At 57.3% G+C, this 21,510-nt stretch carries 22 protein-coding genes and 1 tRNA gene; 10 read left to right on the top strand and 13 right to left on the bottom strand.

Annotation, left to right across the window (positions count from 1 at the left end; genetic code table 11):
• Positions 1 to 52: 52 nt before the first annotated feature.
• Positions 53 to 442 (top strand): ferredoxin Fer, encoded by a 390-nt coding sequence (fer, locus tag HL45_RS00745; protein WP_049969209.1) that lies wholly within the window; start codon positions 53 to 55, stop codon positions 440 to 442.
• A 319-nt stretch (positions 443 to 761) separates the two neighbouring features.
• On the opposite strand, the gene HL45_RS00740 is transcribed toward fer, so the two are convergent.
• The 3 genes from HL45_RS00740 to HL45_RS00730 form a co-directional block, all read right to left on the bottom strand.
• On the bottom strand, positions 762 to 1,643 hold the full coding sequence (locus HL45_RS00740) for an ABC transporter permease (protein ID WP_049969208.1): 882 nt from the start codon (positions 1,641 to 1,643) through the stop codon (positions 762 to 764).
• Positions 1,640 to 2,707: an ABC transporter ATP-binding protein gene (locus HL45_RS00735; RefSeq protein ID WP_084156764.1), complete on the bottom strand. Its 1,068-nt coding sequence runs from the start codon at positions 2,705 to 2,707 to the stop codon at positions 1,640 to 1,642. The genes HL45_RS00740 and HL45_RS00735 overlap by 4 nt, the downstream gene beginning before the upstream one ends.
• A gap of 79 nt (positions 2,708 to 2,786) precedes the next feature.
• Positions 2,787 to 3,374, bottom strand: a complete 588-nt coding sequence (locus HL45_RS00730; protein WP_049969207.1) for a DUF3238 domain-containing protein — start codon at positions 3,372 to 3,374, stop codon at positions 2,787 to 2,789.
• 102 nt (positions 3,375 to 3,476) lie between these two features.
• Here HL45_RS00730 and HL45_RS00725 point away from each other — a divergent pair, with 102 nt between their 5' ends.
• Positions 3,477 to 4,520 (top strand): A24 family peptidase C-terminal domain-containing protein, encoded by a 1,044-nt coding sequence (locus HL45_RS00725; protein WP_211250811.1) that lies wholly within the window; start codon positions 3,477 to 3,479, stop codon positions 4,518 to 4,520.
• 15 nt (positions 4,521 to 4,535) lie between these two features.
• On the opposite strand, the gene HL45_RS00720 is transcribed toward HL45_RS00725, so the two are convergent.
• The 4 genes from HL45_RS00720 to HL45_RS00705 form a co-directional block, all read right to left on the bottom strand.
• Complete coding sequence (locus tag HL45_RS00720) at positions 4,536 to 5,702, bottom strand: inorganic phosphate transporter (protein WP_049970031.1); 1,167 nt, start codon at positions 5,700 to 5,702, stop codon at positions 4,536 to 4,538.
• Between the two features lie 32 nt (positions 5,703 to 5,734).
• Positions 5,735 to 6,592 carry a universal stress protein gene (locus tag HL45_RS00715; protein WP_049969206.1) on the bottom strand — a complete coding sequence of 286 codons (858 nt, stop codon included), beginning with the start codon at positions 6,590 to 6,592 and terminating at the stop codon, positions 5,735 to 5,737.
• 125 nt (positions 6,593 to 6,717) lie between these two features.
• A complete protein-coding gene (locus HL45_RS00710; RefSeq protein ID WP_049969205.1) occupies positions 6,718 to 7,308 on the bottom strand; it encodes a DUF7090 family protein in 591 nt (196 codons plus the stop codon).
• A 48-nt stretch (positions 7,309 to 7,356) separates the two neighbouring features.
• The gene (locus tag HL45_RS00705) at positions 7,357 to 7,797 is read right to left on the bottom strand and encodes a DUF2391 family protein (RefSeq protein ID WP_049969204.1); all 441 of its coding nucleotides are present in this window, start codon (positions 7,795 to 7,797) and stop codon (positions 7,357 to 7,359) included.
• 129 nt (positions 7,798 to 7,926) lie between these two features.
• On the opposite strand from HL45_RS00705, the gene HL45_RS00700 reads away from it, so the two are divergent.
• Both HL45_RS00700 and mdh read left to right on the top strand, forming a co-directional pair.
• A complete protein-coding gene (locus tag HL45_RS00700) occupies positions 7,927 to 8,607 on the top strand; it encodes a class I SAM-dependent methyltransferase (protein WP_049969203.1) in 681 nt (226 codons plus the stop codon).
• A gap of 147 nt (positions 8,608 to 8,754) precedes the next feature.
• Complete coding sequence (gene mdh / locus HL45_RS00695) at positions 8,755 to 9,669, top strand: malate dehydrogenase (protein WP_049969202.1); 915 nt, start codon at positions 8,755 to 8,757, stop codon at positions 9,667 to 9,669.
• A gap of 585 nt (positions 9,670 to 10,254) precedes the next feature.
• Here the strand turns inward: mdh and HL45_RS00690 are convergent.
• Positions 10,255 to 10,914: a metallophosphoesterase family protein gene (locus HL45_RS00690; protein ID WP_049969201.1), complete on the bottom strand. Its 660-nt coding sequence runs from the start codon at positions 10,912 to 10,914 to the stop codon at positions 10,255 to 10,257.
• A gap of 25 nt (positions 10,915 to 10,939) precedes the next feature.
• The gene (locus HL45_RS00685; RefSeq protein WP_049969200.1) at positions 10,940 to 11,551 is read right to left on the bottom strand and encodes an IMP cyclohydrolase; all 612 of its coding nucleotides are present in this window, start codon (positions 11,549 to 11,551) and stop codon (positions 10,940 to 10,942) included.
• A 135-nt stretch (positions 11,552 to 11,686) separates the two neighbouring features.
• On the opposite strand from HL45_RS00685, the gene HL45_RS00680 reads away from it, so the two are divergent.
• Positions 11,687 to 11,759: transfer RNA gene (locus HL45_RS00680), tRNA-Gln, on the top strand.
• Between the two features lie 70 nt (positions 11,760 to 11,829).
• Here HL45_RS00680 and HL45_RS00675 read toward each other — a convergent pair.
• The 3 genes from HL45_RS00675 to HL45_RS00665 form a co-directional block, all read right to left on the bottom strand.
• Positions 11,830 to 12,210, bottom strand: coding sequence for a DUF5789 family protein (locus HL45_RS00675; RefSeq protein ID WP_049969199.1), 381 nt, complete (start codon positions 12,208 to 12,210; stop codon positions 11,830 to 11,832).
• A 64-nt stretch (positions 12,211 to 12,274) separates the two neighbouring features.
• Positions 12,275 to 12,772, bottom strand: a complete 498-nt coding sequence (gene cgi121 / locus HL45_RS00670; protein WP_049969198.1) for a KEOPS complex subunit Cgi121 — start codon at positions 12,770 to 12,772, stop codon at positions 12,275 to 12,277.
• Positions 12,769 to 15,039 (bottom strand): ATP-dependent DNA helicase, encoded by a 2,271-nt coding sequence (locus HL45_RS00665; RefSeq protein WP_049969197.1) that lies wholly within the window; start codon positions 15,037 to 15,039, stop codon positions 12,769 to 12,771. Before HL45_RS00665 ends, cgi121 begins: the two co-directional genes overlap by 4 nt.
• A gap of 122 nt (positions 15,040 to 15,161) precedes the next feature.
• Here HL45_RS00665 and HL45_RS00660 point away from each other — a divergent pair, with 122 nt between their 5' ends.
• Together HL45_RS00660 and HL45_RS00655 are read left to right on the top strand one after the other, a co-directional pair.
• Positions 15,162 to 15,914, top strand: coding sequence for a nucleoside phosphorylase (locus HL45_RS00660; protein ID WP_049969196.1), 753 nt, complete (start codon positions 15,162 to 15,164; stop codon positions 15,912 to 15,914).
• Positions 15,915 to 15,993: 79 nt separating this feature from the next.
• Positions 15,994 to 16,236, top strand: a complete 243-nt coding sequence (locus HL45_RS00655) for a ferredoxin (RefSeq protein ID WP_049969195.1) — start codon at positions 15,994 to 15,996, stop codon at positions 16,234 to 16,236.
• A gap of 186 nt (positions 16,237 to 16,422) precedes the next feature.
• On the opposite strand, the gene HL45_RS00650 is transcribed toward HL45_RS00655, so the two are convergent.
• Positions 16,423 to 17,916: a Cdc6/Cdc18 family protein gene (locus HL45_RS00650; RefSeq protein WP_049969194.1), complete on the bottom strand. Its 1,494-nt coding sequence runs from the start codon at positions 17,914 to 17,916 to the stop codon at positions 16,423 to 16,425.
• 1,629 nt (positions 17,917 to 19,545) lie between these two features.
• Here HL45_RS00650 and HL45_RS00645 point away from each other — a divergent pair.
• The 3 genes from HL45_RS00645 to HL45_RS00635 are packed head-to-tail and all read left to right on the top strand — an operon-like array spanning position 19,546 to position 21,447.
• Positions 19,546 to 20,187, top strand: coding sequence for an Era-like GTP-binding protein (locus HL45_RS00645; RefSeq protein ID WP_049969193.1), 642 nt, complete (start codon positions 19,546 to 19,548; stop codon positions 20,185 to 20,187).
• A gap of 4 nt (positions 20,188 to 20,191) precedes the next feature.
• Positions 20,192 to 20,578 carry a DUF2073 domain-containing protein gene (locus tag HL45_RS00640; protein WP_049969192.1) on the top strand — a complete coding sequence of 129 codons (387 nt, stop codon included), beginning with the start codon at positions 20,192 to 20,194 and terminating at the stop codon, positions 20,576 to 20,578.
• Complete coding sequence (locus tag HL45_RS00635) at positions 20,578 to 21,447, top strand: OapC/ArvC family zinc-ribbon domain-containing protein (RefSeq protein ID WP_049969191.1); 870 nt, start codon at positions 20,578 to 20,580, stop codon at positions 21,445 to 21,447. Before HL45_RS00640 ends, HL45_RS00635 begins: the two co-directional genes overlap by 1 nt.
• Positions 21,448 to 21,510 lie beyond the last annotated feature (63 nt).

Genomic DNA, 21,510 nt, shown 5'->3' with positions numbered 1-21,510 from the left:
GGGGCAATCGAAACAACAACTACTAACCATCCCCCCGACGAATCCTCGGGTGATGCCCACCGTAGAATACCTTAACTACGAAGTGCTGGACGACCAAGGCTGGGACTTGGACGACGATGACCTGTTCAACACCGCCGCAGACGCTGGCCTCGACGCCGAGGATTACGGCACGCTCGATGTCAACGAGGGAGAATACATCCTCGAAGCCGCAGAGGCGCAGGGCTACGACTGGCCCTTCTCGTGCCGCGCAGGTGCCTGTGCGAACTGTGCCGCCATCGTCAAGCAAGGCGAAATCGACATGGACATGCAACAGATCCTCAGCGACGAGGAAGTTGACGACAAAAACGTTCGCCTGACCTGCATCGGCAGTGCGGCGACGGACGAGGTCAAAATCGTCTACAACGCAAAGCACCTCGACTACCTGCAGAACCGCGTTATATAAATTGTTTCGTGGACACGCCGTGTCCACAACTCTCGGTTAGCGAACTTTGTTTTCGAAACTGTGAGATTGTCCTCTCCAGCGAGTGCGCTACCGATTCAGTCATGGGCGAGGTGTCGTCGCCCGACGCCGAGTGCGCACCCGACGATTGCTGTGAGTGGAACCGTAACGAGGCCGAAAATGATGAGACTCATAACCGAGATGTGTGCGTCTATCGTTGTTATGCGAAAACGAGAAACAACGAACGTTAAATTGCTACTTCACGTTCGAACTCGACCGACAGTACAGCAACCGACGACGACCACGGCGGCATGTTAAATTGCTACTTCACGTTCGAACTCGACGCCCGCCGAAGCATGTAGACCGCAATCGAACCGAACACCAAATCTAGCGCGACGAGGACGAAAATCCCCGGAATAACCGCATTCCACAAACCGTCGAACTGAGTAACCTGAACGACTTCCATCACGTCCGCATCGAGCATAATCGCTCTCGCGGCGTCCACGCCGTAGGTGATTGGGTTGTATTTCGCAACCGTCTGAATCCAGTCGGGAAGTACGTTCAGCGGCAAGAACGCAGTCGAAACGAACAGCAGGGGAAACTGGAGTAGATTCGCGCCGATGATGGTCGATTCTTGGTCTTTCGTCAACACGGCGAGCGTGTTCGATAGTGAGGTAAACCAGAGCGAGAACAGAACGCCGACGACGACGATTCCGACCGCGCCGACGAACCCGGTTGCGACATCGGCACCGAGAAGGACACCGAGGCCGATGATAATGGCGATTTGCACTGCAATGCGGAGTACCTCTGCAGCCGTCTTCCCGACGAAGACGGCGGTTCGATTCATCGGCGTTACCAGCACCTTCTCGAACATGCCGTTCTCGATGTCGTTGACCAATCCGACGCCGGAGGTTGCCGCCGCCGCGAGGGCCACCTGAATGCAAATTGCAGGAACGAGATACGTTTCGTAAGAGATGCTTGACCCGCCGCGGTTGACCGCGCCGGTTGCGACCTGCCCAAACACCTGCGTGAACAGAATAAGGAAGATAATCGGTTGGACGAGCGAGACGACGAGGACAAAGGGATTTCTGACCGCCTTGAGGTTCCAGCGCTTGAAGTTCACCCACACGTCGCCGAAAAACGAGTTGCTCGACCGACGGACGGTTTCGTTCGTAGACGGTGATTCTTCCGTTGAAGAACTCATTTGTCGCCTCCCGGTACCGAATCAGCCATCGACTGTGCTTCCTCGACATGTTCGCCCGTAATCGCAAGGAACACGTCGTCCAGCGTCGGTGCGCGGACGTTGAACCCGGTGACAGTCAGTCCGGCATCGCGGAGCGCGACGAGGAGGTCGGTGCCGTTCGTCCGTGCCGACTGCGCCGTCACGCTGATTCCGTCATCGGTGCGGTCGATGGTCGCGTCCGAGCCGAAAAGTCCCGATTCGCGGGCGACTTCGATGGCACGTTCGCGGGTGCCGTCGTCGTCCAATTCGAGGTCGAGAATTTCGCCGCCGACGCGCCGTTTCAGTGCTTCGGGCGACCCCATGGCGACGATTTCGCCGTCGAGAATGACGCCGATTCGGTCACAGAGTTGATCCGCTTCCTCCAAATACTGCGTCGTGAGAAATATCGTGGTTCCCTCGTCGTTTATTCGCCTGAAATAGTCCCACAGTCGCAACCGCGCTTTCGGGTCGAGGCCGGTCGTCGGTTCGTCTAAGAAGACGAGCGGTGGCCGATGCACGAGGGCGGTTGCCGTGTCGAGGCGTTTTTTCATCCCGCCCGAAAAGTCCTCGGCTCGTTTGTCGGCAACGTCCGCCAAATCCGCGAGGTCGAGCAGTTCGTCGATTCGGCGCGACCGCTCGTTTCGAGGGACACCGTATGCTTCACACGCGAATTGGATGTTTTCTCGGGCCGTCAGTTCGAGATCAACGCTCGTCTCTTGGGCCATGTAGCCGATTGATTCCCGCACTCCCCGTGCCTCAGTCTGTACGTCGAATCCGTTCACTCGCACGTCACCAGCAGTCGGTCGGAGCAGGGTCGCCAGCACTTTGATTGCGGTCGTTTTTCCGGCCCCATTCGGCCCGAGAAAGCCAAAAAGCTCGCCTTTCGGTACCGTCAGTGAAACGTTCTTTACAGCTTGCGTGCCATCGGAATAGGTCAGTTCTAATCCGTCTGTTTCGATTGCTGGCGGGCCGCTCGTCCCCCTCGTCTCTTGTTCCGCATTCGATGGGTGTCCTTGCTCACCCAGTGCTGAATCCCGTGTAGTCATATCTGTTCCTCACGCATGGTACGGGAACGAGCCACAAATACGTCCGAGTGAAATTGTCCCTTGGACAGGGGCAGGTCGGTTATACGCGCGCCTCGAACTCGTACTCCATCGTCCCCGCCAAGGCAGTCGATTTGTCACCGGTTTCGCGGAAATCGTGGCGGTACAGCGTCTCGAACGGCCCGGAATCGGTTTGGACGTAAAATTCGAAACACGGGAAGCCGTCGTGTTGCCCGCGAACTTCGACGCCGTCGCGCCGTACCGTCAGTTCGAGGACGTAATCGACGGGAGATGGATGTGGAACCAACGGGTTGCTCGCGCTGGCGTGCATCTCAAACTCGACGTGGTCGTCGTGCCACACGGGGTCAGTGCAGAAAATTCCGTCACTCGATCCCTTTTCGGTTCGAATATCCTCGGTACCATCTCCTCGAATCCTTCGTTCGACCGAGGTTCCGGTGTCGCCGTACTCGGTGAGCGTTTTACGTTCGAAATCCACGACCGCTTCCTGTTCGACCCGAGAGCGCCCGGTGTTGACCGCGTGTGGCGTGAATTCGCGGTCGTCACCGCGGAACTCTGCGGTGTGTTTCGTTTTCCGCGTGTTTGGAATCCACGCCGATGGAATGAATGTGGCGGCGCGTATTTTCACGAGTTCGGCTTCCTGCTGACGCATATTTATAATATGATTTGCTTAGCGATAAAATTAGCGCGTTTTTTATTTTTCACTTTTCATAGACCGCAAAACCTAACATCCCTCCCTGAGCGGTTCCGCGTGGTGCATATTCCGATACCTGATCTCCTACGACTGCTCGTACTGCCCGTCTTCGCGTGGGCCGCATGGCGCGACGTACAGACGCGCCGGGTGTCCAACGCGCTGTGGTATCCGCTGGCCGCGCTCGCGGTCGTACTCCTCCTTGTCGAGAGTTGGGTAGCGTGGAGCGGCCCACCCTTCTCTCGTGAGTGGATGGGGCTACAGGTCGCCGCCAGCGAATGGTACTTTTTCTACGTCGCTGTGAGTCTCGGATTTGTCGCACCGCTGGTTCTCGCCTTCTGGTGGTTTCGGGCGTTCGGCGGTGCGGACGCGAAAGCGTTTCTCGTCGTCGCCGCACTGCTTCCGGCGTATCCGTTCTACCACGTTGGAGAGGCAGTATTCCCGGTGCAGGGAACCGTCCTCGGCGTGTTTTCCTTGACGATCCTGACGAACACGGTACTGGTCGCGGCGCTCTATCCGCTCGCACTGTTTGTGCGAAATTTGGTTGCCGGTCGGTTCGATTCGGTGATGTTCGTCGGACGCGTCGTCCCGTGGAACGAGATTCCAATAGCTCACGGGAGACTACTCGAAACACCGGAGGGAACCAGCCGAAACGGTGCGGATTTGGACGCGATTCGGATGTATCTACGCTGGCGAGGGGTTTCGCTGGCAGCCCTCCGCAAACGCGCGAGCGAACTGCGCGACCCGGCAACCCTGCCTGCGGAACCGAATCCACCGACGGATGGCGCAGTCGGTGCCGGAAGCGGTGGCAGCAAAACCGTGACTGATGGCGGCAAGGTCGTGGAGAAGTCACAGAAATCGGGCGAATCGGGCTATGAAGACCCGTGGGGTGCGGCCCAGTTCTTGGAGGACATCGACCACGGTGCGTATGGCACGACGCCGACGCAACTGCGCGAAGGGTTGGAGGTGCTGGTCAGCGAAAACGACGTGTGGGTGTCGCCCGGCATTCCGTTCATCGTCCCGATGTTCGTCGGGTTGGTCGTCGCGTTCAGTTACGGTGATTTACTTTCGGGACTGCTCGGGGCGTTGGGTATCGCCGCGATCTGATTCGTATTTTCGACGCTATCTGATTCCAGTGAGCATCGTGAGAACGGTGTAAATGCCGTATCCGAGCAGTAACGCACCGACGAGCGAAACGACCCACGCGCTGAGCGTGAACGCTATTTTCCGGCCGGAGACACCGCCAGATCCGGCGACGAGGCCGCTTCCGATGACGCTGGAGATGATGATGTTGTTGAACGAAATGGGGATTCCTAACGCGATAGCCGCCTGTGCGATGAGGAATCCGGGCACTAGCGCGGCAATAGAACGGCGAACGCCGAGTTTCGAATATTCGCGGGAAACCGCTTGAAGCAGTCGTGGCGACCCCATCCATGCACCGAGCAGGATGCCGACAGCGCCGAGAACGAGAAGGGTGATGCTGGGGACAGCGAACGTGGTGAAAAGGGGTTCGAGCGGCCCGGTGGCCAATCCGACCTGACTGCCACCGCTGGAGAACGCGACGACGGCACCGAGTCCGACGAGAAACTGTCTGATTCCACCTTCTACGGAACGTTCCATCGAACGCCGCAAAACGGCGAAAACCACCGCACCGACGACAAAACTCGTCAGAATCATCGTTACGTCGATGGCGCCGAAGAGTGTCGGCGTCGTTCCGACTTGCGCCGAGGCGAGGCGGGCGAGGGTTCGCTGGCCGGGCGAACCGGGAAAAATCGCAAGGTCAACGTTCGCCAACACGAACCCGACGAAGCCGCCGAGGAGGGGAACACCAACCGTTTCGGGAATCGAATCGTTTCGCAGGAGCGAAGCAGTGATATACGCGATGGTCGCCGAAACGAACGGGACGGACACCCAGAAAGTCCCGATTCGTTGATAGGTGTCCCACGCCGGATTGCCGCCGAGCGCCAATCCGACGCCCACCATCGCGCCGGTGGTTGCGAACGCCGCCGGAATCGGATACCCCGTCGAAACGCCAATAGCGATGAATAGTGCGGCAGTGAACAGTCCGGCGGCGGCCCCGAGCGGTGAAATCGAAACGCCGTCGATTAATCCGGTGCCGACGGTTTCAGAGATGCTCCCACCCTGTGCGATTGCGCCGAGTGCCGCGAACACGCCGATAAAAAATGCTGCACGCATCGTCGGAATCGCGTTCGCGCCGACGGCAGGAGCGAACGGCGGCGAGTTGCTCGATGCACCAAGCGACCACGCCATGAAGAAACTGGCCAGCATCGCCACCAAAACGACGGCTATCGTTCCGGTCGTCACAGCGTTTCCCGAATCAGTCGGTTCAGTCGCGGGCGGATGCCAACGGGACGACGAGCGATGATGACGGTTGTCTCCGACCGCCGACCGACCGCCTGCGGAACGGTTCCGACGAGTTGTCGGCGAAGCATTCCGCGTCTGGTCGAACCGAGAACGGTAATATCGTGTTCCGACGCTTCGTCCACGACAGTTTCGGTGACGTTTCCAGTTCGTACCTCCGTCCAAACCTGTACGGGTTCGATTCGGTCTGCCATCTCCGGAATCAGTCCTTCAGCTTCGATGTTTCCGTCGTGAACGACTCGAAGGAGATGCACGCGAGCGTCATTCGTCAACGCGATTGCGCGGGCGACGTCCGCTGCGAGTTTCGCATGCGGGCCTTCCGCGACGGGAACGAGAATCGAATCCACGCCGTCTGCCGGGCCGATTTTTTCCACGAGAACATCGCAGGGAGCGCGGGCGACAATTCGGTCGGCGTTACTTCCCAGAACGATTTCACTCGGTCGTTCGCGTTCGTGCCACCCGATGATGAGCGTATCGCAGTCGAACTCGACGACGGCGTCCGTGAGTGCGCGGACGATGTCGTACGAAACGAGCAGTTGCCCGCGGACGGGAACCGTTCCCTTCGCGGTTTCGACCACTTGGTCGAGAATTTCCTGCTGCTCCCCGCCGAACTCGCGGATGATTACGTCGTCGGTGAACAATGAAAACGGAGATTCTCGTTCCGTTACGAGAACGCTCAACACGAGCACGTCTCCGTCTCGCTCGCGGGCGATGTCAACCGCAGTTCGGGTCAACTGCGGAGCATGGGCCGGGTCAGCAATCGCAACTGCAACCCGGTAGTCGCTCGATTTCCCCATCAACAGTAGTACGAGGTCAATGAGCAAAAGTATTGACTCTCATACAGCTTTTCGGTCTGAAAATCGCACGGTGGAAAATACTCGCCAGTCCAGACGGCGAATTTCGGGCGAACGAACGCTGGCAACTATTCCGCTTCCGGGAAGTCGCTATCGACGTTTCCGTCCCGGTCTAGATCGACGACGGCCTCGAACAAGCCGAGGAATCGCTCGATTTGAACCTCGTCGTGGACACCCTTCGAGAGGTGGAACAGGCCGACTGCGTCGTGTTCGGAGAGGAGGGAAAGAACCTGTGAAACCGTCTCGTAGACGCGCTGTTCGTCGGCGTAGTACGCCATTTCCGTGATGGAGTCGAAGCTGATTCGTCGTTTGCCGTCGGTTTCCGCAAGGAACTTCTCGGTCACCGAAAGGATGCCTTCGAGATTGTCGGGCGCGGAGACGTAATGAACGTCGTTTGTACTCCGGCGAGAGTAGCCACGTTCGATGGATAGCGTGTCGAGAATGTCGGCTTTGCTCTCGTCTACGTCGTAATGGTCGAGTTTCTGTTTCACCTCGCGGGCGGTTGTGCGGGTCGAAATAACCAGAAATCGGTCAGTATCAGTTTTCAGAAAATCGGTGTCGATTCGGTCGGTTTCACCGGTGCTCGGGTGCAGGAGAAGGATTCCGGTGCCGCCCGGTACGGTGTCCGGTGTGTTCTCGATAGCGAGTTGGTAATCCATATCGTCCGGTAACCCGTGGCATCGACTTAAAATATACGGGAATCTCGGTCAGAAGACGCTGTCGGCGGTGGCCGCCCCGACGACGCTGAAGATTGCGCCGACGCTGATAGCTTTCAGCGTGTTCGCCAACACGCCTCGGGAGGCGGCCCCATCGAGGAGGCCGTCTTGATAGAAGGTTTCCGGTGCCGCGAAGACGATAGCGAGGATGGCAACCGAGCCAAACGCGACAATCATTAGCGAGATAAATCGAGCAGGGACGCCAGCAACCTCCGCTTCCCGGTCTGGGTTTCGGTCGTGGTCTGCCTTGTACAACGCACCGTAGCCGATAGCGAAGACGATACAGACGGTGACGATGCCGTGGAATATCGACATATTCTCCGCCAGTCGCCACACCTCCTCGGTGACGACGAATGGCCCGGCGAGGAGGAATCCGCCGACGACCTGTTGGGCCGTGTCAGCAAGGGCGAATCGCTTTTTTGAACCGACCATAGCCGGAGTGATGAACCGGGAGAATGTAAAGCCCTCGCGGTTTCGGGTTCCGTCGCGCAGTTCAGGAAACGAACTAACGTTTCGAACGCTTTCGAACTCATTTTGTTCCCGGCGTTCGTTCCACTGGCCATGAGCGTGCGCGAGGAGTTCGATACGTGGGCGGCAGACGGAAGGGACAAAGGAATGGAAAAGCGTCACTGGCACACGGCGAAGTACGTCCTCGCCAGAATGCCGGTGGAGGCGGGCGACACGGTTCTCGATTTGGGATGCGGAAGCGGCTATGCGGGACGCGCGCTCCGCGACACGAAGAACGCGGGGCGCGTCTACGGACTCGATGGCTCGCCCGAGATGGCCCGCAACGCGCAGGGCTACACCGACGATTCGGACGTTTCCTACCTCGTCGGTGACTTCGACCACCTTCCATTCGAGGACGACAGCATCGACCACATCGTTACGATGGAAGCGTTCTACTACGCGAACGACCCGCACGAGACACTTCGGGAAATTCGACGCATTCTCCAACCCGGTGGAACCTTCTTCTGTGCGGTGAACTACTACGAGGAAAACGTCCATTCACACGACTGGCAAGATTCCATTTCTGTCAAAATGACGCGCTGGAGCGGCGAGGAGTACCGTGAATCCTTCCGCGATGCTGGCCTGTACGTGGCGGAACAGGACAACATTCCGGACAGAGAGACGGAAATTCCGAATACATCCGAATTTCCGACCGACAGTTGGGAAACCCGGGAAGACATGGTCGAACGCTACCGTGAGTTCGGGACGCTTCTCACGGTTGGCGTTTCGCCTTAACCCGTTCACTTCCTCGAAACCCCTTCGTTTCGGGTGGAAGATTACGGTAAACTGGGTTTCGATTCCGTTCTTTCGGCGGAAATTGCCGCTCCCCGCCGCCGTTTTTCCGGAGGATTTAACCAAATCGCAGGGCGTCTTCTACGTGATATGGCGAAAGTTAGCGTAGTCGGCGCGGCAGGCACGGTCGGGGCCGCCGCAGGCTACAACATCGCGCTACGTGGCATCGCGGACGAACTCGTCTTCGTGGACATTCCGGACATGGAAGACAAAACCATCGGACAGGCCGCGGACGTGAACCACGGGGCCGCCTACGACTCCAACACGGTCGTCCGACAGGGTACCTACGAGGACACCGCGGGTTCCGACGTGGTCGTCATCACGGCAGGTATCCCACGACAGCCGGGCCAGACCCGTATCGACCTCGCGGGCGACAACGCACCAATCATGGAGGACATCGGTTCCTCGCTCGCAGAGCACAACGACGACTTCGTGACCATCACGACTTCGAACCCAGTTGACCTGCTCAACCGCCACCTCTACGAGGTTGGCGACCGCGCACGCGACAAAGTCATCGGCTTCGGTGGCCGCCTCGACAGCGCCCGATTCCGCTACGTCATGAGCCAGCGATTCGACGCGCCTGTGCAGAACGTAGAAGCGACCATCCTCGGCGAACACGGCGACGCACAAGTTCCCGCGTTCTCCAAGGTTCGCATCAACGGCGCAGACCCCGAGTTTTCCGACGACGAGAAAGAAGAAATCCTCGGCGAACTCAAACAAAGCGCGATGAACGTTATCGAGAAGAAAGGCGCGACCCAGTGGGGGCCAGCGACGGGCGTCGGCCACATGGTCGAAGCAGTCCTGCGCGACACGGGCGAAGTCCTCCCCGCATCCGTCAAGCTCGACGGGGAATACGGCCACGACGACGTGGCGCTCGGCGTCCCCGTCAAACTCGGCAACGACGGCGTCGAGGAAGTCGTCGAATGGGACCTCACCGAGTTCGAGCGCGAACAACTCGGCGAAGCGGCTGATAAGTTGGCGGAGCAGTACGACAAAATCGCGTAAACAACGGTTTTGGATTCGAGCTTTTTCTTTTTGGAAACTAGAACTGCAATGGCATTCGGAGATATTTCGGCCCGCCTCGTGTGTTCTCGGTACTGCAGCCAATTACCGACTCCAATGAAACCGCCGCAGGCCACTCCCTCTCCAACCGACTGCGTTCCTCGGTCGCTCCGCTCCCTGCGGTACTCACCCACCGTCAGAGTACGCTCTGACGAGCCGTTCGCTCGCTCGTCGCTCACGAAGACCTCGCGCGATAATCAGCAAGCCCTCGGACGACGACTCCTCGGGCTTGCCAACGCACGCGCCATGTGGTTTGCGTCAATTCAGAAATCTAATTGTACCATTTGGCGTGCGCTGGCACAGGTCTTCGGACGTGAAGTCCTCAGTCCTGTGCCAGCGCACGAGAGATGAGCATCGGAACGAAGTTCTCGTGAACGACGAAGGAGTGAACGAGAGCACGGAAGAGCTTGTTCTTCCGGAGTGAGAAGCGCAATCGGCTGGGGAGAGTGTGGCTGTCGCGGTGCGGTAACGGTTTATTTGGAGTCGGCAACAGCTAGCGCCACGACGACTGCAATTAGCTACGTTTTTCTACCGGCCCTTTTCTAATCGAGAACCAATCTTATCAGGCAATCCGGCCTCTCGAACCGCCTCCTGTACCGCCTCAATATCATATTCGACACGTCGCTCTTCTACTGTCATCTCCGCCAAATCCAAAATCGCATACGCTGCCCGCGAATCCCTGTCCCGAGGCTGACCAACACTGCCCGGATTCATCACGATTCCTTCGTCGTACACCTCGTGGTGCTGGACGTGGGTGTGACCCATCACGAGAACGTCCTTATCATCCAGCAAGTCCGAAGAAAATTCGTCCGGATGGGTGTAGTGGTCGGGGTCGTCCGGATGCCCGTGGATGATTCGCACTCGACCATCGCAAGCGGTTGTGCTGGTGGGGCGGTTCGCCAACCACTCGCGCTGGAGGTCGTTCAGTTCGTCGCGGGCATACTCGACGCCCGCACTGGCCATGCTGTTGAATTTGAACGCCGTCCCCGAAACGACCGCGCGGTCGTGGTTACCCATCACGCTGGCCGTTACTCGGTCACGGAGAGTATCGACGCACTCGGCGGGCCACGGGTTGTAGCCGACCACGTCGCCCGCACAGAGCAGGGCATCGACCGCTGGCATGTCGTCCAGCACGGCGTCGAGTGCGACTCGATTCGCGTGAACGTCCGAAATGACGCCAACTTTCATGCAAAACAATACGTTCGCAGAGGACTTAATTCCCGTTCTCGATTGCGAAGGAGAACACATCGCTGTCCGTATCATCCGTTTTCGCACCGTCCGTTTCCGCGTCGTTTCGCGTCACGCCGACCGCACAAACCGGATGTTCGAAATCAAGGTCGTAAGCCGCATCCGCCGCCTGCTCGGCGTTCTCCACCCTGAACGAAAAGGACTCGGGCGTGTCCTTTTCGTAGGTCGCAACCAGCGTCGGTTCCGTTACTTGCTCGACCAGCAGGGCATCTCGGCGAACGATGCCGATGTACGACTCTTCGCCAATCGTGCCCGCGATTCGCGGCGTGTCGTAGTCGTCCTTCTCGTAGTCAAGCGCGAGCAGGGTTTCGGCGAGTGCATCCCGCGCGGGGTAACCGAGTTCGAGTTTTTCCGCGATTGGGTCTACCTGCGACCCGTTTCCGATGACCGCGGTGTCGCCGACGGTTCGCACGCAGTTGTAGGAGATGTAGGGGTTGTCCGTCTCCGACGCGTCCTCGGTCGGCGCGACAGTCACGGCGTCGTCGCGCGCAACCGCCTTTCGATTCGGGAACGACCGCGAGGAAACTCGGTATGCGCCAATTTCGGGGCCAATCACGATGAAGCGTCCGACGTACATACACGAGTGTGAGCAATGATTGTGGAAATAGGTAGTGGTTTGTGCATGGTTACGGAGTGAGTGTTCGTAACATACGGAATCCGAACGCGCAACGCTTACAAGCAAGCGGCCAGTACGGTATTCTGCAGTAAGCCAAGTCCCATGGGGTAGTGGCCAATCCTGAAGCCTTCTGGGGGCTTCGACCGCGGTTCGAGTCCGTGTGGGACTATCCTTTCATTCGATTTTGAACAGTATTGAACCAAAAGTAGCGACCGAAACCCCTTCGTTTCAACTGGAGATTACTGCCAGTTCGTGTTCGATTCGTCGTCCGATTCCACGTCCTCGATTTCTCCTAACGCCCGTTCGTCGTTGTACTCCGTCATTCCGCCAGCCTCGCCAGTGACTTCGTTGTACACCGCTTCCCGCGCCTCTTCCGCGGATTCGAAGCGTTCGTCCACGAGTCGGTCGAAGACGCTTCCCAGCGTTTCCGTTTCGTTCGGCAAATCGAGTTGCTGGTCGCCGTACTCCGCCGCCAACTCTTCGCTCGTCGTCGGATACTTGTGCTCGCCCAGCATCCGGCCCGCTTCACCGAGCATATCCTCGACGGTTTCGGCGCGTTCGTGCTGTCGCTCACGGGCGCTGTCCTGTACATCACCCGGGTCGTGGTCGTCTTCAGGCATGGTATCGGGCGTACATCGGGATGGATGAAATTCGTACTGGCCACCAGCACTCGGAATTTCGACGCTATTTCTCGACTTCGAGCAAGGCAACCCGCTCACAGACGAGGTCTGTGAGACTCGCACTGGTCGCAGCTAGTTCTCGCTCGGAAACGTCGAAGAAGTCGAAAATTATCTCGCAGTCGGGATTACCGAGTGTATCGGCAGGTTCTATCAGGTCGAAGATAGCCGCTACAGCTTTGTTTTCATCGTCTTCCTGCTTTCCATCGACCACGACGACCACCTGTTGTTTTCCCGTAGAAACCCCCATTTCGAGTCCCTGATTGATTTGACGACGACCAGCGGCGTACAGCAAAATCTCGACCGCTCGGTCGCGGGCGACGTTTTCACCGCGGTCGAACGCGCGATTCGCGTGTTCGACCGCCGATTCGAGATGGTCACGTCCGGCGACGTAACGCGCGTCGAACGCCTGTATCGCGCAGTCGGATTCGTCGGCAATGTCCCCGATGTGAGAGAGAAAATCATCGAGGTCGTCGATGGTGACTCTGCCTTCGACCACTCTCATTCGAAATCACCGAGACTCTGCTGGCCGCCGTTTCCGGCCGCCTCATTTGCTGTTTTGGTCGCACTCGCTTTCGCCTCCGCGTCGGCCTCGACACCATCCAGTGAGGGGTCTTTTCGCCCCACGTTTTCGAGGATGGTTTCGGTCGTTTTTCGTCTCCCACGGAGCGCGCCCAAAACGACCGATTTGTCGGCCTCGCGGAGGTCTGCTCGGGATTCGATTCCGGCGGCGTACAGACGGCGGGCGCGCTTTCGCCCAACATTTCGCACACCTGCAAGGTCGAGCAGTTCTTCCTCGACGCCGTATTGGACTCGTTTTCTGGCTTCGCGGACTGCGGTCGTAGTGGCGGATGGAAGGCTTTCCTCGTCGCTTCGCTGAAGTTCGCTGGCGAGTCGTTCCGCCGCGTTCAGCAACCACTCGGCCGTATCGACTTTGCCACGGATGTCGCCGGGGCCGATTGCGTAGCGTTCAGTAATCCGGTCTTCGTCCAGTTCGCTGGCCCAATCTTCGAGGAGTCGGGCCGTTTTCAGCGCTGAAAGCCAGTCCTCGAAAGCGTGGTCTTCGAACTCCGAGGGCATGTGTCCGAGGAACTCCGGTTCCCGTTCGTAGGCGATTTCGGTGTAGCGTTCGCGGTCACCCGATCGAAGATAGAGTTGGTACATGTCCGGCGTGCGCGAGACGAGGTGGTACAGTCCAAGTGCGGTTGGGTCGTCCTCCGCGGCGCGCAAGCCGTCGATGATTTCTGCGGCGCTCATCGGGTCGAGATACAGTTGTGAGACGCGGTGGCCTAAGCCAGTTGCCCGAAGACGGTCGTCGCGTTCGAGGAACCCGTTTCGTTCGAGGTAGTCAAGGACGCGCTGGGTGACGGTTTCGAGCCGACCCGTTTCGTCGGTTTGAGTCGCATACAGCGTTCGTTCGAGGAAGTCGAGTAGTTCGTCTTCGGTTCCCGCGAACCCAGACGCGACCGTGGCAAGGATGTGGGTTCGCAGTGCAGGTTCCGCCGCGAGTTTCGAATGCACTGCTTCCGGGTCGGCCCAGACGTACTGGTCGAACAGTTCTTGGAGTTCTTCGTGACTTTTGGCAATGAGTACCGCTTCGCCGTAAGGGTCAAGGCCGGGTCTTCCCGCCCGGCCAAACATCTGGTGAATTTCCAACACGTCGAGCGGTTGCATCCCGCCGACGTCGCCGTCGTACCGCCGCCAGTCGCGGACGATGACGCGCCGACTCGGGGTGTTCACCCCCGCCGCGAGCGTCGGGGTCGCGCTGATGACTTTCACGAGTCTGTCTCGGAACACGTCTTCCACGATTGAGCGGTGTTCGCTAGCGAGTCCCGCGTGGTGGAACGCGGAGCCTTTCTCCACCGCGTTTGCGAGGTCGTCGCTCGTTTCCGTATCGCTCACGTCCCGAATTTCGTCGGCGACTTCGCGGAGTTTGCTTCGTTCCTCGTCCGTGAGATGGTTTTTCGTCACGTCCGCGAGTCGTTTCGCGGCGGCCTCCGCATTCCGGCGCGAGTTGACGAACACAAGCGACGAACCCTCGTCACCTAGCGTATCCTCGACAAGTGCCGCGGTTTCTTTCTGCTTCCCGCGCGCGAGTTCCTGTTGTGTCCCGTCGTCGAAATGTAAGGCTTGGCCGTAGAGGACGCCTTTTCGGAGGTCGATGGGCCGCCACGACGAATCGACTAAGGTCGCATCGAGCCAGTCGGCCATTTCGTCTGCGTTCCCGACCGTCGCCGACAGGGCGACGGTCTGGAGGTTCGGATTCACACGGCGGAGTTTGGCGAGGGTGACTTCGAGCGTCGGGCCGCGGTGGGCGTCGTTGACGAGATGAACTTCGTCGGCGACGACGCAAGAGAGGTCGTCAACCCACTTCGCACCGTTTCGCACGAGCGAGTCCACCTTTTCGCTCGTGGCGACGATGATGTCCTTCGTTGCCAACCAGTCGCCGTCGCTGTCGTAGTTTCCGGTCGAGACGCCGATGGAGACGCCGTACTGTTCGAACTCCTCGAACTCCTCTTTTTTCTCGCTGGCGAGGGCACGAAGCGGGACGATGTAGAGGGCTTTTCCGCCGCGGGCGACACTTGAAAGCATCGCCAGTTCCGCGATGAACGTCTTTCCGCTGGCCGTCGGAATACTGGCGACGATGCTCTCGCCGTCGGTGATACCCGCCTCGACTGCTTCCGCTTGTGGCGGATACAGTTCTTCGATACCCTGCGATTGGAAGTGTTCGGGGACGCCATCCGGTAATCCCGTCAAATCGGCGACTTTCACGCACGCTCACCCTGCGTGCGCGGTGCGAATCCGGTCATTACCACCGATTGGCGCGTCTTCCCGTTTAAACTGTCGGGTGAACGCGGGAGAAGATACTTTTCGTCTTGCCGGAAGGTACGAATATGCCCGTTCCGAAGTTTGGAGACAAATACGACGCGCGCGCACTTTTTTCGCCCGAGGATGCTGTGGAGGCTCACGGTGGACAGTTACCGGAAATGCCGCCAGCAGTTATTTTCGGGTTCGAAGACGAACTGTTCGAGACGGTGGATGAACGCGCGACGGACACAGTGAACTACGTTCGAAATCAGGAGTTACAACTGCTAGACGAGAACGTAGGTTTCGTCGGCGATTTCGGCATCGGGCCGACAGTTACCGCAATCGTCGCGGAGAACGTCATTGCGGCGGGTGCGGAAGTCGTCTGTCTCCTCTGCGGTTGTGCGAGTTTGCAGAAAGACGTCGGACTGGACGAAGCTATTCTTCCGACTCGCGCCATCCGCGACGAAGGGGTTTCGCACCATTACCTTCCAGCGGACGAACAGGTCGAACCAACACCGAAACTAGTGGATCGTCTCGATTCCAGCCTTATTGAGGCTGGAATCGAAACGCATCGCGGGGCGACGTGGTCGATGGGCGCGATGTATCGTGAGACGATTCCCGAAATAGAACATTACGCGAACGAAGGTGTTCTCTCGCTCGGTATGGCCGAATCGGCCATGCTCGCGGTTGCCGCCTACCGTGGCGTCGATGCCGCCGTCGTTCACGAAGTCGGTGACTATCTCACGACGGACGAGTGGAAACCGAACGCCGAAGAGCAGTGTTCGCTTCCGACGATGCTCAACCCGACTATTGAGGCGCTTCGAACCTACGTTTCGTAGTATCCGTCGCAGTTCGGTTTCGGTTACCAACTGCGCCATTTCCGTCACTGATTTGAAGGCACATATCGGAGTGATAGATATGAAAATCGAATACGACCGAAACACCTGCACGGGAATGTATCAGTGCACCGCCGAATGGGAGGAATTCGTAGAGAATCGTGAAGAAGGAAAAGCTGACTTGCTGGAGAGCGAGGAAGTCGAAGATGGAATTTTCGTGCGCGAAGTTCCAGAGGGTGAAGAGTTCGATGCGGAGATGGCCGCCCGTGTCTGTCCCGTTGACGCCATCAAGGTGTACGACGACGATGGCGAGCAAATCGTCTGAGCAGTTTGTTTTCGACGTTGCAAGTGCTGTCGTTTGAAGGAAACAGTTTCCTTCGGAGGCTCCCGTTTCGACTGGATTAGAAAGGGTACTGTTTCGGGTGGAAAACGCCTGAAAGCGTCGTGGCGAGCCGAGAAATCAGTTGCCAAATTGTAGGGTCTGTTGTCGAACTTATCCGAGCAAATCAGCTTAGCTGTCGAACCGCGCCTGTTGCATGAACGGCTGGATGTCGTCGATGTCGCTTAGTCGTGAATCCGACTGGAGAACCGCCTCGGTTTCGTCGATGGGAACCGAGATGCTGATTTCTTTCGTGCGCCCGTAGCGCCCCTTCGAGACGACGACAGCATTGACGATGCCGAGCATGTCGAGTTCACTGATGAGGTCGGTAACTCTGCGCTGAGTGAGGATGTCGGCGTCGATTTCCTCACAGAGGTGTTTGTAGACGTTGTACACCTCACCCGTGTTGATGTTGTGGACGCCGTTCTTTTCCAGCGAGATGGTCGAGAAGAGGACGAGTTTCGACTGTGTCGGAAGGGTTCGGACGACTTCCACCACGCGGTCAAGTTCGATTTTGTCCTGCGCCTTGCGGACGTGGCCCTCCTCCACGCGCTCTTTCTGGTCGCGCTCTGCGAGTTCACCTGCGGTTCGAAGTAGGTCGAGTGCGCGCCGGGCATCACCGTGTTCCTGCGCGGCGAAGGCGGCACACAGTGGAATTACGTCGTCCGAGAGGGCGTCGGCTTTGAACGCCACGTCGGCACGGTGCTGAAGGATGTCCCGAAGTTGGTTCGCGTCGTATGGTGGGAAGACGATTTCTTCCTCGCCGAGGCTGGATTTGACGCGAGGGTCGAGGAAGTCGGTAAACTTCAGGTCATTACTAATGCCCATGATGGACACGCGCGAGTTTTCCAGTTCTGAGTTCATCCGCGAGAGGTTGTAGAGCGTGTCGTCACCGGATTTTTCGACCAGTTTGTCGATTTCGTCCAGCATGATGACGACGACCCGTTCCTGATAATCGACGGCCTCGAAAAAGGTGTTGTACACGCGGTCGGTCGGCCACCCGGTCATCGGGACGGCCTCCATTTCGTCTGCGTCCGCTTCGAGTTCGGAGATGCGGTCTTCGATTGCATCGAGCGACGAAAAGTCCGTGTTTTCGAGTTGGTCGGATTCGGCGGCGACACCATCACGGATGTCTTGGAGTTCGGAGATTCGTTCTCCTATTTCGATTTGGTTGTTTTCGATGAACTTGTTGGCGAGTTGCGCGAGCACACGATACTGTGTGTCGGTCACTTCGCAGTTGATGTACTCGACTTCGCAGGGAACCTCGTATTTCAGCGATGTGCGTTCGAGTTCTTGACTGACGAATTTCGCGCTCGCAGTTTTTCCGGTTCCCGTTTTTCCATAAATAAGGATATTCGACGGTGTCTCACCTCTGAGTGCGGCGACGAGGATAGTCGCCATCCGGTTGATTTGTTCTTTTCTGTGCGGGAGTTCGTGCGGCGTGTACGAGGGTCGAAGAACTTCTTTGTTCTCGAAAATCGGCTCGCCACTAAGTAGGTCGTCGAACAACCCTTGGTTGCCCTCGGCTGTATCGTCCAACACGACCTCGTCCAAATCGACGCCCTCGAAGCCACGACTCCCGTGGCCGGTTCGTTCGTCCGATGGGTTGGTATTCTCGTCTGACATGCGTCGGCTACAGACCCCTTCGTTTCCACTGGAATTATCGCGCCGTGCGGAGAGAGACGGGAAGACACCGGGACAAACACCCGGATTCACTTCCCACAGAAACGACAGCGCGTCCAGTTGATGCAGATGAACAAAAGGTACAGCACAGTATTAAAATCTTTCTTATTGGTAGCATGACGGGCGAAATACGGGTTTTTCGGCGGTACTCGTCGGAAACAGCATCGTTTCAAGTCGAGTTCGAAGCTCACCCCCCCCCACTCTCACTTTCACTTTTAATTTCATTTTTTACTGTCAGTCACACACACACACACACACACACACACACACACACACACACTCGTTTACTTATTTACTCATACTCAAACTGTCGATGCAAAAATTATATAAATTTCATTTATGAAAATGGATTAACAGGAAGTAAGTCAATAGGAAGTAGGTCAAAGAAGAGAGGAAGGAAACTTTGAGAAAGTTAACTCGATGTTACAAAGGGTAACTCGGTGTTACAAAGGGTAACTCGATGGAACCGGCTCGACGAAATCGTGGAACTGAAGTAACGAGGTTTCCGAAAACCGGCGTTTTGATTAACCCCTTCGTTTCGGGTGGAACACGAGACCGCATTGAGAGAAACGCGATGTGATGCAAAATAACAGAGACTCGTCCGTAGGTCGTCGGAAACCCGCCCATGTCGTGTGGTACCGATGAACTTGGGAACCCCCCACCCCTTCGTTTCGGGTGGAACGCGAGAAAGGGAGGGTGGGGTGTGAGTTGGCATCTAGAACACAAACCTTTATCAGAACACAACTTAAACAGCATCCGCAAACTAGAGCAATCTGTTTTCTAGATGGGGTTGTTGTCTGTAAATTATCCGTCACCGACAACCCCCACCCCATATTTTCCCGATTCCACCTGAAACGAAGGGGTGGGGGTGGGGTTCCGGCCTATGATACGTGTTCCTTAATAGCAACCAACGTTGGGGTCCGCGTCTTCCGCATCTTCCACGCCCTCTGCATCCTTCGTGTTTCCTGCGTCCCTTGTGTTATTTGTTCACACGAAACTGGCCTCCACGACCGAATTACTTCCTTCGGGTCTTCGTTTCAGTTCTCCCTTCGACTTCTCCCACCGTTTCCCACTTCGACTTTCACTTCCAACTCTCTCTCTCTTTCTCTCTGTTACTGTCTGTCTTTCCTTGCACTTCTCTACTTGACTTACGTCCACCCCAAACTCGCGCCAACCCCTCCATTTCAAGTGGAACATTCACATGGTACTGCGAGAGACGGTGTTTCGGGCTTATGAGGACTTCCTCACGAGGTTTACCACCGATTTACAGAAACCATTTATTTCTTCTTCTTTCGTCATTTCGTCCCTCTAGTTTCGACCCATATCTCTTGCAAACAATTATTCCTCTTCTGCAAGCAAGTCGATGATTTGTGTCAATAGTTGTCTGACGTAGGTTTAAGTGAGTGGCGTAAAGTTGTACGCGCAACAGCCCCGCGTGTCCGGGTACAATCACTCGGTCGCTCACCGACGGGCAGTCACTCAACGGTAGGTGACTGTTCAGCGATGGGCAGCCATTCGATAGCAAATCTGTCTAGTGAGGGTGCCGACAGCCGGGGTCTGGGAGGAAATAGGATGGGATTGTTTACAGGTCTCAAGCAAAGTGTTAAAAGAGTCACAGATAAGCTCTTCACATCCGAAGAGCCGAAACGAATCGGAATCTACGGCCCGCCGAACGCTGGCAAAACGACGCTCGCCAATCGAATCGCCCGTGATTGGACTGGCGACGCCATCGGCCCCGAAAGCCACGTTCCACACGAAACACGGCGCGCACGGAGAAAAGAAAACGTCGAAATCGAGCGAGACGGAAGAACCGTCACCATCGACATCGTGGACACACCGGGTGTGACGACGAAAGTCGATTACGAGGAGTTCCTCGACCACGACATGGAAAAGGAGGATGCGGTTCGTCGTTCCCGTGAAGCCACCGAGGGTGTCGCGGAAGCGATGCACTGGCTCCGTGAAGACGTAGACGGTGTTATCTATGTGCTTGACAGTTCGACCGACCCGTTCACACAGGTCAACACGATGCTCATCGGCATCATCGAGAGTCAAGACCTGCCCGTTCTGATTCTCGCCAACAAAACCGACCTCGAAGATTCGAGCGTCCAGCGGATTCGAAACGCCTACCCACAGCACGAGACGATTCCACTCTCGGCGCTCGAAGGGGAGAACATGGACGAAGTGTACACGAAAATCGCGGAGTACTTCGGGTGATTCCATGCCGGAAGTGAAAAAATCGGACGACGGCGTCCAAATCGACCTCATCGGTGGTGAACGGATGGCTGGCAAGACCAGCATGGAAAAGATTCGGATGATACTGGACGGTGTCCACGACGGAAATATCGTCATCTTGGAGGAAGGGCTTTCGCCGGACGAAGAGAGCAAACTCATCGAGGTGACGATGGCCGAAATCAGTCCCGACGAGTTCAGCGGTATCGAAATCGAAACCTACCCGCGCTCGAAGACTTCCGACAGTGGGCTTTTAGGTCGTTTGATGGGACGTGAGTCGGACAGTTCGAAGCTCACGGTTATCGGCCCCGCAAACCAAATCGAAACGCTCCACAAGGACGAGAACCTCATCAGCGCCCTCATATCCCGTAAATAATGCCGCACAAGTGTACGAACTGTGGGCGCGCATTCGCCGACGGGTCGAAGGAGATGCTTTCGGGATGTCCGGACTGCGGCGGCAATAAGTTTCAGTTCCGTCCGTCCGGGTCGTCTCCAGACGAAACAACGGCCACTGGTTCGGCGAACGCGACTGCGGAGACGAAAAACGAGGCTCCTGACACCGCGTCGAGCTCTGGCGCGGTTGGCCGCGCCGCCTCGACTGTTCGGGGGTGGGTCGGTTCGAACGACCGCACGAAAAACACCCAATCCGGCGGCTCGCGGAACGAACAGACGACGTCATCGCGCGATACGCAAACAAACGCTTCGCGGAATCAGCAGAAGACTTCACAAAACCAGCAGACGGAGTCTACAGCAAGCGAGACACCTGCACGCGAACGCAAGCAACGAACGAAATCAGCGAAATCAGCAGGAGAACCGACATCTGCGAGCGGAGCAAAACCCACAGACGACCGGCAGAAACCAACCGGCAATCGAAATTCGACTCGCACACGAACGCCAGCAGATGAATCGCAGGGCGATTCACCTGCACCTGTTCAATCGGAAGAAGACCGCGCGCAGGCAAGCGCGCGCGCGGAAATCGTCCCCGAGGACGAACTTCCGGAAACGCCGACTCAGGAGGGAACTGGAACCGTCGTCGAGGCACCCAGCGATAACCAACCGAGCCTCGATGAACTCCGAGAGGAACTCAACAGCCAGTTCGAGAGCATCAAGGTGGTCGAACCCGGCCAGTACGAACTCAATCTGATGGAGCTGTACGAACGTGACGAGTACATCATCGCCCTCAAGGAGAACGGCCGATACGTCATCCAAGTCCCAGATTCGTGGGCTGGTTCAACCGACAGCTAACCGTTTTTATCGTTTCTCTTTCCTCGACAGTTTTCTTCATTGTCAATACCTCCTTTCCTCGAT

Source organism: Haladaptatus cibarius D43, assembly GCF_000710615.1.
Lineage (GTDB): Archaea > Halobacteriota > Halobacteria > Halobacteriales > Haladaptataceae > Haladaptatus > Haladaptatus cibarius.
Note: the sequence above shows the minus strand (reverse complement) of the source record. Positions and strands in the feature narration are given on the sequence as shown.